The following is a 10949-nucleotide window of genomic DNA, read 5'->3' as shown; positions in this document are numbered from 1 at the left end:
AAAAACATCAATCGGCGGCGCGCCGAGGAGGACCCGATGAGCACCCCAGAGAACCAGGACACCCGCAGCGTCGTGCAGGGCAAGCAGACCATGACCCCCTCGGAGGCCTTCGTCGAGACGCTGGTCGCCAACGGCGTGACCGACATGTTCGGCATCATGGGCTCGGCGTTCATGGACGCCATGGACATCTTCGCCCCGGCCGGCATCCGGCTGATCCCGGTGGTCCACGAGCAGGGCGCCGCCCACATGGCCGACGGCTATGCGCGGGTCTCCGGCCGCCACGGCACGGTGATCGGCCAGAACGGCCCGGGCATCTCCAACTGCGTGACCGGCATCGCCGCGGCCTACTGGGCGCACAGCCCGGTGGTGATCGTCACCCCCGAGGCGGGCACCACCGGCATCGGCCTGGGCGGCTTCCAGGAGTGCCACCAGCTGCCGATGTTCCAGGAGTTCACCAAGTACCAGGGCCACGTCACCCACCCGGCGCGCATGGCCGAGTACACCGGGCGCTGCTTCGACCGGGCGATGGCCGAGATGGGCCCGACCCAGCTCAATATCCCGCGCGACTACTTCTACGGCGAGATCGAGTGCGAGATCCCCCAGCCCTCGCGAGTCGACCGTGGCCCGGGCGGTACCAAGACCCTCAACGAGGCCGCCGAGCTGCTGGCCAAGGCCGAGTTCCCGGTGATCGTCTCCGGCGGTGGGGTGGTGATGGCCGACGGCGTCGAGGCCTGCCAGGCGCTGGCCGAGCGGCTGGGGGCGCCGGTGGTCAACAGCTACCAGCACAACGACTCCTTCCCGGCCAGCCATCCGCTGTGGTGCGGCCCGCTGGGCTACCAGGGCTCCAAGGCGGGCATGAAGCTGATCGCCCGGGCCGACGTGGTGGTGGCGCTGGGCACCCGCCTGGGGCCGTTCGGCACCCTGCCGCAGCACGGCCTGGACTACTGGCCGCAGGACGCCAAGATCATCCAGATCGACGCCGACCACAAGATGCTGGGGCTGGTGAAGAAGATCGCGGTGGGCATCTGCGGCGACGCCAGGGAAGCCGCCGAGGCGCTCACCGAGCGCCTGGCCGGCCGCGAGCTGGCCTGCGATGCCAGCAAGGCCCAGCGTGCCGAGCGGATCGCCAGCGAGAAGGCGGCCTGGGAGCGCGAGCTCGACGAGTGGACCCACGAGCAGGACCCGTTCAGCCTCGACGCCATCGACGAGGCCCAGGGCGAGACGCCGTTCTCCGGCGGCGAGTACCTGCACCCGCGCCAGGTGCTGCGCGAGCTGGAGAAGGCGATGCCCGAGGACGTGATGGTCTCCACCGACATCGGCAACATCAACGCCGTGGCGCACAGCTACCTGCGCTTCGACCGGCCGCGCAGCTTCTTCGCGCCGATGAGCTTCGGCAACTGCGGCTATGCGCTGCCGACCATCATCGGCGCCAAGGTGGCGGCGCCGCACCGGCCGGCGATCGCCTACGCCGGCGACGGTGCCTGGGGCATGAGCCTGATGGAGACCATGACCGCGGTGCGGCATGACATCCCGGTGACCGCGGTGGTGTTCCACAACCGCCAGTGGGGGGCGGAGAAGAAGAACCAGGTGGAGTTCTACAACCGGCGCTTCGTGGCCGGTGAGCTGGACAACCAGAGCTTCGCCGAGATCGGCCGGGCGATGGGCGCCGAGGGCATCACCGTGGACCGGCTGGAGGACGTGGGCCCGGCGCTCAAGAAGGCCATCGACCTGCAGATGACCGAGGGCAAGACCTGCATCCTCGAGATCATGTGCACCCGCGAGCTGGGCGACCCGTTCCGCCGCGACGCGCTGAAGAAGCCGGTGCGCCTGCTGGAGAAGTACCAGGACTACGTTTGAGGCTCAAGCGATCGCGAGCGAATAGCGGAAGTGGTCTTCCCCCGGCTTGGCCGGGGGTTTTTTCTCCAGGGCTTTGTCTCCAGGGCTATGTGATGCCCGAGTGCAGGAGGTCTATGACATGAAAGCACTGAACCGGATACTCGATCGTGCCCGCCACTCGCCCCGACGCATCGCGCTCTGCGAGGGGGAGGACGAACGCATTCTCCGAGCGGCCGTCAGGGCGGCCAAGGATGGCATCGCCCGCATCCTGCTGGTAGGGGATCGTCAGGCGATCACCTCGACGGCGGCCACCCACGGGGTCGACCTGGCAGGAGTCGAGCTGATCGATCCTGCCGACTCTTCCCTGACCGGCTCTTTGGCAGAGGCGCTCCATGCGCTGCGGGAAAGGAAGGGGATGACGCGCGAGCAGGCCGAGCAGGCGGTACGCGAGCCGCTGTGTTTCGCCAATTTATTGGTGCGGGAAGGGCACGCAGATGGCTCGGTGGCCGGTGCGGTTCACACCACGGCCGATGTGGTACGCACGGCGATCCAGCTTCTTGGGGTGGCGCCGGGGTGTCGGTTGGTGTCCAGCTTCTTTCTGATGATGCTGTGCAAGCCTTTCCATAGCCTGAAAGGGGGCATCATCTTCTCCGACTGCGGCCTGGTCATCGAGCCGGATGCCGACGAGCTGGCGGATATCGCCATGGCGGCGGCCGACAGCGCCGAGTCGCTGCTGGGCGAGCCACCGCGGGTGGCCATGCTGTCGTTCTCCACCAGCGGCAGTGCTCGCCACGGTAACGTGGAGAAGGTCGTGCAGGCGGCACGGCGGGTCAAGGCGCAGCGTCCGGCCCTGGCCATCGACGAGGATGTCCAGCTCGATGCCGCCATCGTCGCCGAGATCGCCGAGCGCAAGCTGCCGGGCTCCCGGGTCAGGGGCAACGCCAATGTGTTGATCTTTCCCGACTTGGAGGCCGGCAACATCGGCTACAAGCTGGCCGAGCGCATCGGCGGCGCCGAGGCCATCGGCCCGCTGCTGCAGGGGCTGGCCAAGCCGGCCAATGACCTGTCCCGGGGTTGCAGCGTCGACGACATCTACCACGTCATCGCCGTGACCACGGTGCAGGCCCAGGCGGCCGATAGTCGCCGCCGGTCGGCTGGTGGCGACTGAGGCCGTGGGTGTCGAGCACCTGCTGCCGTTTCTGGGGATTGCCGCCCTGGCCGGCTACTTCCAGACGGTGACCGGCTTCGGCCTGGGCATGATCGTGATGGGGGCGACCAGCGGGCTAGGCATCGCCCCGGTGGCCTCCGTCGCCGCCGTGGTCAGCCTGATGACGCTGATTAACTGCCTGGTGGCCCTGCCCGGCAGGCTGCAGCACATCGACTGGCCGTCGGTGCGGGCGGCCGGCCTCGGCATCGTGCCGATGATCGTGGCAGGGGTGCTGTTGCTCGAGTACCTCAGCGGCAGCGCCGCCTCGCTGCTCAGGCTGCTGTTGGGGCTGGTCATCCTCTACGGTGGCGCGAGCCTGCTGCTGCGTCCGAGCCGTCAGATCGCTCTCTCTCCGCGGCGCAGTTTCGTCCTGTTCGGTGGGCTCTCCGGCCTGCTGGGGGGGCTGTTTGGTATCGCCGGTCCGCCACTGATCTATCACTGCTACCGTCAGCCCATCGAGCCGGTACGCATCCGTAACCTGCTGATTCTGCTCTTCGCTGTGACCTCCGGCGTACGTACCCTGTTCGTGGTCTCCCAGGGGCAGATGAACACCGAGATCCTGCTGCTCACGGCCTGGTCGGTCCCGGTCATCGCCCTGGCGACCTATCTGGGGCGTCGTTTTCCCCTGCCGTTTGCTCCGCTGGCGATGCGGCGGATCGCCTTCTTCGTGCTGATGCTGATCGGCATGAGTCTGATTCTGGCGGAGCTCATCTGAGGCAGCGATCGCGTGGTGGGCCATGCCTGAGCATGGCTCAGGGCTTCGCCCGGTCCGACGGCGCCGCGGTGGCACTGGTGGAGGGCATCGGCCGGGCGGTGCGGGTCCGGTAGTCGGTGATCTCGCCGCTGGCCAGCTTGCGGTGGTAGCGTTTCAATTCTCGCTTGATCACCGGTGCCAGCAGGTAGATGCCGAGGATGTTGGGCACGCAGATCACGAACACCAGGGCATCGGAGAGGTCGAGCATCGACTGCAGCTGGATCATCGAGCCGATCACGACGAAGCCACAGAACAGCAGCTTGAACAGGTTGCGTCCCAGCCGCCCCTCGCCGAACAGGTAGCTCCAGCCCTTGAGGCCGTAGTAGGACCAGGAGATGGCGGTGGAGAAGGCGAACAGCAGGGCCGCCACCGACAGCGGCAGCGGAAACCAGGCCACGTTGCGCTCGAAGGCCCGTGAGGTCATCTCGATGCCGCCAGAACCGTTGGTGAAGGCCGGGTCATAGTAGAGCGTGGTGACGATCACCAGGCCGGTGAGGCTGCAGATGATGATGGTGTCGACCAGGGGCTCGAGCAACGAGACATAGCCTTCGGTCATCGGCTGTCGAGTGCGCACCGCGGCATGGGCGATGGCCGATGAGCCGATACCGGCCTCGTTGGAGAATACCGCCCGCTGGAAGCCGATGATGATCGCCCCCAGGGTGCCGCCGGCGACCCCTTCGGCGGTGAAGGCGCCCTGGAAGATGGCACCGATGGCGTAGGGAATGGCCTCGGCGTTCATGGCGAGGACCAGCAGTGCCATGCTGCAGTAGAGCAGGGCCATGACGGGCACCACCTTCTCGGTGACCCGGGCGATCGACTTGATGCCGCCGATGATCACGATGCCGATCAGCGCGGCCATGATCAGGCCGAATAGCCAGCCCTTGTCGGCAAACCAGCTGACCTCGGCGCCGCCGGTGACATTGACGAACTGCATGAAGGCCTGGTTGGACTGGAACATGTTGCCGATCCCCAGGCAGCCGATCACGATCCCCACCGCGTAGAATCTACCCAGGGCGCGCCCCAGGCGCGGCAGGCCGCGCTCGGCCAGGCCGCGGGCGAGATAGAACATCGGCCCGCCGGAGACGCTGCCGTCGGCATTCTGGCGGCGGTAGTGGGTGGCCAGGGCACATTCGACGAACTTGGTCGACATGCCCAGGAAGCCGGCAAGTACCATCCAGAACAGCACGCCGGGGCCGCCCAGGGAGATGGCGATGGCGACCCCTCCGATGTTGCCGATCCCCACGGTACCGGAGACCGCGGTGGCGAGTGCCTGGAAGTGCGAGACCTCCCCCTGGTCACCGGGGTGGGCGTAGTCGCCGCGCACCAGCTTGAACGCATGGCCGAGGCCACGCACGTTGATGAAGTTGAAATAGACGGTGCAGAACACCGCACCGGCCACCAGCCACAGCACCACCAGCGGCAGCTCGGCGCCGAACAGGGGAAGGCTGAAGAAGATCAGCGAGGAGAACAGGGACGCCACGGGGGCGATCAAGGCCTCGGTGGCCTGGTCGATGCTGGCCGCCTGGGCGCTGGAAGTCGCGCTCAGCAGCAGTAGGGGAAAGGACCAGAGCGGTGGGCGCGACGGGAGAGGGAGACTCATAAGCAGGGTGCCTCGCGAGTCGTTGTCGTTGTATCGGGGCCAGGGACAGGCCACTCGGCTGTCCGCCGAGTGGCGATCCGTTGTCTCGCTAGTCATGACCCTAGCAGGGCTGGCCCCCTACCGTTGGGGCCAGTTGGGAGACAATGATGGGACCTGTGGCCGGCAACGAATGGCGGAGGCGGAAACCGGCGGTGTCGGCCCGGCGGCCGATCAGGCCCCGCCACCCGTGCTCAGCCGCCACTGGGCAGGGTCGATCGGCAGCAGTGCCGCGATCGCCGCCGTGGCAATCACATGGGTGGTGTCGTTGTCCGGGTCGTGGACGTTCAGCCCGCCGTGCACGACGTTGACATCGGCCCGGCCGCGGGGCAGTTCGGCCGTGACCACGTCGACGTCGACCCGGTCCGGCTCCTGCACGCCGATGGTGACCTGCACGCGCATCTCCCGGTGGTCGTAGCCCAGCGACTTGAACAGCACGATGGAGGAGTGGTGCAGTGCGTCCTGCACCGCGCGGCAGGCCGCCTTGGTGTAGTCGCCACCGTACAGGTCGTTGCCGGTCCCCATCTCGAGGATGATACGACGCTCAGTCATGGTGGGGCTCCATGTCGAAGGAGACGATGACGGCGGCATTGGCGATCACGGTGAGCCCACTGCCGTCGGGCTTGGTGACGTCGAGTCCGCCCTTGACCAGGGTGATCGAGGGCTGGCCATACGGGAAGATATCGAGCAGGGCGGCGACATCGACGGCATCGGGGTGCTGCACGCCGACCTCGACATCGATCAGCATCGCCTGCTTGGGAAAGCCGAAGGCATCGGCGACGTTGAGCGAGTTGTGCCACAGCGCATCGCGAATCGCCCGCGCCGCGGCTGCGGTGTAGTTCCGGCTGCGGATCGAGGTGCCCATGCCGAACTGGGTCACCATCCGGGTCTTGGCCATGTGAGTTGCCCCGTGGTTGTGTGTAGAGAAGCGGGCCGGCTCCGACCTCAGCGCCGGTGGCCGCCCGCGATGAGAGTGACGATGTCCTGGAACAGGGCACCGTCGAGGGCTTGCGACATGTCGGTGGCAAGCGAGCGGCGATAGAAGGGGCTGAGGTCCAGGCCCACACCGAGCCCGAGGATCTCCACCTCGCCCTCCCGGGTGCGCCGCGCCACGACGTCCTTCAGGTGGTTGTCCAGGTAGAAGCCGTCGTTGGCCAGGCCGGTGGCGCTGTCGGCCGGGCAGCCGTCCGAGATCACGACCAGGATGCGCCGCGTTTCACTGCGCGCGAGCAGCCGGTTGCAGGCCCAGTCCACCGCCTCGCCGTCGATGCCCTCGCGGAAGAGGTCGGGCTTGAGCAGGGCGGCGATATCGGTACGCGCCCGCCGCCAGTGGCGGTCGGCGCTCTTGAACACCAGGTGGCAGACCTCATTGAGCCGCCCGGGGCCGGGGGGCCGGCCGTGGCTCATCCACTCCCGGTAAGGGCGGCCACCGTTCCAGGCCCCGGTGGTGAAGCCGAGCAGCTCGCTGCGCGCGCCGATCATCTCCAGGGCGCGGATCAGGCTCTCGGTCATCATGGTGACCGGCTCGATATGGTGCTTCATCGACCCCGAACAGTCGATCAGGAAGCTGACGACGCAGTCGGCCGTCGGCTTGTATTGCTCACGGCAGAACAGGCGTCGCTCGGTGGGCGAGCTGACCAGCTGGGCGAGGCGGCGGCCGTCGATGCGCCCCTCTTCCTCGCCGAACCGCCAGCCGTCGCGGTGAGGCTCGGCGAGCACGGCGCCGAGCAGGCGCGCCAGGCGTGGCAGGTTGATGGCCTGCTCGGCGAGGCGCTTGTCCAGGCGCTCGCGGTATTCGTCGAGCAGCGCCCGACGTACCAGGCGGCCGGCCGCCACCTCTCGGTCGAAACGCGTGGTGTAGACACGATAGGCCAGGGCGGCCTCCTCGAACACCTTGCTGGTGCCGGTTGCCGCGGTGGCCATGCCGTCATCGTCGCCCTCGTCCTGGTCGAAGTCGAGCAGCAGGGCAAAGCCGTGCCTGGCTTCGTCTTCGGCGGCCTCGTCGTCGTCTTCCGCGGCGGCGCGTGCGGCCCGCACCCGCTCACCGACGAGGCGAGCGATCGCCAGCGCATGGGGCCCAAAGGCCTGCTGGTCGTCGCGGTGGCGACGGATGCCGGCCAGAGCACCGCCCAGTGCACCGACCAGCGTCACCCGCATGCTCTCGATGGTGTCCTCGGTCTCTTCCAGCACGGGCCGGGCCGTCAGTCGCGACCAGCACATCTGGGCCACGCAGTAGAGCAGCATGCCGATGCTGCCCTCGGTCAGCCCCGAGCGATGGAAGGCGCGCGACCAGTTCTCGAAGCGATGCCGCAGGTTGTCGGCCATGCCGGGCATGTCCGCCGGTACCCGGGTCTCCACCCGCAACTGCTCCAGCAGCTCGAAGACCAGGCGCTCGATGGGGTCGTCGGGGCACAGGCGGCGATGCAGCGCCGGATCGGAGTGCAGCAGGCGCAGCGCCATGCCATCGGCGGCGGCGCGGCAGTCGGCCAGGGCGTCCTGCTCGGGGTCGATGTGCAGGTGAGGGGCGTGGATGGGCAGCCGGGTTTCCCCCCGGTAGAGGTGTCGCCCGCGGTAGTGTAGATCGGCATCGCCGGTGAGCGCGCGCAGGGTGGCCGCACACAGCTCTTCGACCTTCTGCTGCCGCTGCGCGAGCTGCTGGGCGCTCGGGGTCATGACGGGGTCGCCTCGTGAATCCAGGATTCGTCCAGCTCCTCGCCGAAGCAGCGCTGATAGTACTCGGCCACGGTATGGCGCTCGGCCTCGTCGCACTTGTTGAGAAACGACAGGCGGAAGGCTAGGGCGGGGTTGCGAAAGATCTCGCAGTTCTCCGCCCAGGTGATCACCGTGCGCGGCGACATCAGCGTGGAGAGGTCGCCGGCGGCGAAGCCCTTACGCGTCAGGTCGGCCACCGCGACCATGGCATCGATGAGCCTGCGCCCCTGCTCGTCGTTCTTGCTCGGCACCCGCGCCAGCACGATGGCGGCTTCCTCCTCGTGGGGCAGATAGTCGAGGTTGGCGACGATGTTCCAGCGGTCCATCTGGGCGTGATTGAGCACCTGGGTGCCCTGGTACATCCCCGACAGGTTGCCCAGGCCCACGGTGTTCGAGGTGGCGAACAGGCGGAAGTGGGGGTGGGGATCGATCACCCGGTTCTGGTCGAGCAGCGAGAACTGGCCGTCGCGCTCGAGGATACGCTGGATGACGAACATCACGTCGGGGCGGCCGGCATCGTACTCGTCGAAGATCAGTGCCACCGGGCGTTGCAGCGACCAGGGCACGATGCCTTCCTGGAACTCGGTCACCTGCAGGCCGTCACGCACCACGATGGTGTCCTTGCCCACCAGGTCGAGGCGGCTGATATGACCGTCCAGGTTGACCCGCAGGCAGGGCCAGTTCAGCCGCGCCGCCACCTGCTCGATATGGGTCGACTTGCCGGTGCCATGCAGGCCCTGGACCATCACCCGCCGGTTGCGGGTGAAGCCGGCGAGGATCGCCAGGGTCACGTCCGGGTTGAACCGATAGGCGTCGTCGATCTCGGGGACATACTCGCTGCGTTCGCTGAACGCCGGTACCTGCAGGTCACTGTCGATGCCGAAGAGTGCCCGGGCCGACAACCGGGTGTCGGGTCTGGCGTTGATGAGGTCTGTCATTGCTGCCTCCTCGGCCCGCCTGGGGGCGCTGGCCGTTGGTGCGTGGCCTTGTCTCGGGGGCTGGCGCCCATGGGCCGCCAGTGCGTCGAGGCAGCATACACCGATTTCTTAAAATCAATCAAATTGTACCGTTTTATGAAATTTATGTTGACGGGCAGCCGCGGGGGTAGCTAGATTTTGATCAGGTTTCGTTATCCGGAACTTTTCGTACCATAAAAACATCAATCGGCGGCGCGCCGAGGAGGACCCGATGAGCACCCCAGAGAACCAGGACACCCGCAGCGTCGTGCAGGGCAAGCAGACCATGACCCCCTCGGAGGCCTTCGTCGAGACGCTGGTCGCCAACGGCGTGACCGACATGTTCGGCATCATGGGCTCGGCGTTCATGGACGCCATGGACATCTTCGCCCCGGCCGGCATCCGGCTGATCCCGGTGGTCCACGAGCAGGGCGCCGCCCACATGGCCGACGGCTATGCGCGGGTCTCCGGCCGCCACGGCACGGTGATCGGCCAGAACGGCCCGGGCATCTCCAACTGCGTGACCGGCATCGCCGCGGCCTACTGGGCGCACAGCCCGGTGGTGATCGTCACCCCCGAGGCGGGCACCACCGGCATCGGCCTGGGCGGCTTCCAGGAGTGCCACCAGCTGCCGATGTTCCAGGAGTTCACCAAGTACCAGGGCCACGTCACCCACCCGGCGCGCATGGCCGAGTACACCGGGCGCTGCTTCGACCGGGCGATGGCCGAGATGGGCCCGACCCAGCTCAATATCCCGCGCGACTACTTCTACGGCGAGATCGAGTGCGAGATCCCCCAGCCCTCGCGAGTCGACCGTGGCCCGGGCGGTACCAAGACCCTCAACGAGGCCGCCGAGCTGCTGGCCAAGGCCGAGTTCCCGGTGATCGTCTCCGGCGGTGGGGTGGTGATGGCCGACGGCGTCGAGGCCTGCCAGGCGCTGGCCGAGCGGCTGGGGGCGCCGGTGGTCAACAGCTACCAGCACAACGACTCCTTCCCGGCCAGCCATCCGCTGTGGTGCGGCCCGCTGGGCTACCAGGGCTCCAAGGCGGGCATGAAGCTGATCGCCCGGGCCGACGTGGTGGTGGCGCTGGGCACCCGCCTGGGGCCGTTCGGCACCCTGCCGCAGCACGGCCTGGACTACTGGCCGCAGGACGCCAAGATCATCCAGATCGACGCCGACCACAAGATGCTGGGGCTGGTGAAGAAGATCGCGGTGGGCATCTGCGGCGACGCCAGGGAAGCCGCCGAGGCGCTCACCGAGCGCCTGGCCGGCCGCGAGCTGGCCTGCGATGCCAGCAAGGCCCAGCGTGCCGAGCGGATCGCCAGCGAGAAGGCGGCCTGGGAGCGCGAGCTCGACGAGTGGACCCACGAGCAGGACCCGTTCAGCCTCGACGCCATCGACGAGGCCCAGGGCGAGACGCCGTTCTCCGGCGGCGAGTACCTGCACCCGCGCCAGGTGCTGCGCGAGCTGGAGAAGGCGATGCCCGAGGACGTGATGGTCTCCACCGACATCGGCAACATCAACGCCGTGGCGCACAGCTACCTGCGCTTCGACCGGCCGCGCAGCTTCTTCGCGCCGATGAGCTTCGGCAACTGCGGCTATGCGCTGCCGACCATCATCGGCGCCAAGGTGGCGGCGCCGCACCGGCCGGCGATCGCCTACGCCGGCGACGGTGCCTGGGGCATGAGCCTGATGGAGACCATGACCGCGGTGCGGCATGACATCCCGGTGACCGCGGTGGTGTTCCACAACCGCCAGTGGGGGGCGGAGAAGAAGAACCAGGTGGAGTTCTACAACCGGCGCTTCGTGGCCGGTGAGCTGGACAACCAGAGCTTCGCCGAGATCGG

General features: G+C 67.8%; 9 protein-coding genes. 4 read left to right on the top strand and 5 right to left on the bottom strand.

The features are described from left to right. The first annotated feature begins 36 nt into the window (after positions 1 to 36). From xsc (C1H66_RS00045) to C1H66_RS00035, 3 genes are all read left to right on the top strand, one after another. Entirely contained in the window at positions 37 to 1857 is a 1821-nt protein-coding gene (gene xsc / locus C1H66_RS00045; protein WP_240618160.1) for a sulfoacetaldehyde acetyltransferase, read from the top strand. Positions 1858 to 1975: 118 nt separating this feature from the next. After that, positions 1976 to 3004, top strand: coding sequence for a phosphate acetyltransferase (gene pta / locus C1H66_RS00040; RefSeq protein WP_102625881.1), 1029 nt, complete (start codon positions 1976 to 1978; stop codon positions 3002 to 3004). Beyond that, entirely contained in the window at positions 2994 to 3758 is a 765-nt protein-coding gene (locus tag C1H66_RS00035; protein ID WP_205738603.1) for a TSUP family transporter, read from the top strand. The genes pta and C1H66_RS00035 overlap by 11 nt, the downstream gene beginning before the upstream one ends. Before the next feature lie 37 nt (positions 3759 to 3795). Here the strand turns inward: C1H66_RS00035 and C1H66_RS00030 are convergent, their stop codons facing one another. The 5 genes from C1H66_RS00030 to C1H66_RS00010 all read right to left on the bottom strand — a co-directional run bounded on the left by C1H66_RS00030 (position 3796) and on the right by C1H66_RS00010 (position 9083). Beyond that, positions 3796 to 5397: an alanine/glycine:cation symporter family protein gene (locus C1H66_RS00030; protein ID WP_102625879.1), complete on the bottom strand. Its 1602-nt coding sequence runs from the start codon at positions 5395 to 5397 to the stop codon at positions 3796 to 3798. Between the two features lie 210 nt (positions 5398 to 5607). Continuing rightward, a complete protein-coding gene (locus C1H66_RS00025; RefSeq protein ID WP_102625878.1) occupies positions 5608 to 5985 on the bottom strand; it encodes a Lin0512 family protein in 378 nt (125 codons plus the stop codon). Beyond that, complete coding sequence (locus tag C1H66_RS00020; protein ID WP_102625877.1) at positions 5978 to 6331, bottom strand: Lin0512 family protein; 354 nt, start codon at positions 6329 to 6331, stop codon at positions 5978 to 5980. The genes C1H66_RS00025 and C1H66_RS00020 overlap by 8 nt, the downstream gene beginning before the upstream one ends. A gap of 47 nt (positions 6332 to 6378) precedes the next feature. Continuing rightward, positions 6379 to 8106 (bottom strand): cobaltochelatase CobT-related protein, encoded by a 1728-nt coding sequence (locus C1H66_RS00015; RefSeq protein ID WP_102625876.1) that lies wholly within the window; start codon positions 8104 to 8106, stop codon positions 6379 to 6381. Further along, positions 8103 to 9083, bottom strand: a complete 981-nt coding sequence (locus C1H66_RS00010) for an AAA family ATPase (protein WP_102625875.1) — start codon at positions 9081 to 9083, stop codon at positions 8103 to 8105. The genes C1H66_RS00015 and C1H66_RS00010 overlap by 4 nt, the downstream gene beginning before the upstream one ends. A gap of 250 nt (positions 9084 to 9333) precedes the next feature. Here C1H66_RS00010 and xsc (C1H66_RS00005) point away from each other — a divergent pair. After that, the coding region (gene xsc, locus C1H66_RS00005) for a sulfoacetaldehyde acetyltransferase (RefSeq protein ID WP_102625874.1) at positions 9334 to 10949 on the top strand (1616 nt) is incomplete at its 3' end.

It is taken from the genome of Halomonas heilongjiangensis (assembly GCF_002879645.1).
GTDB lineage: Bacteria > Pseudomonadota > Gammaproteobacteria > Pseudomonadales > Halomonadaceae > Halomonas > Halomonas heilongjiangensis.
Note: the sequence above shows the minus strand (reverse complement) of the source record. Positions and strands in the feature narration are given on the sequence as shown.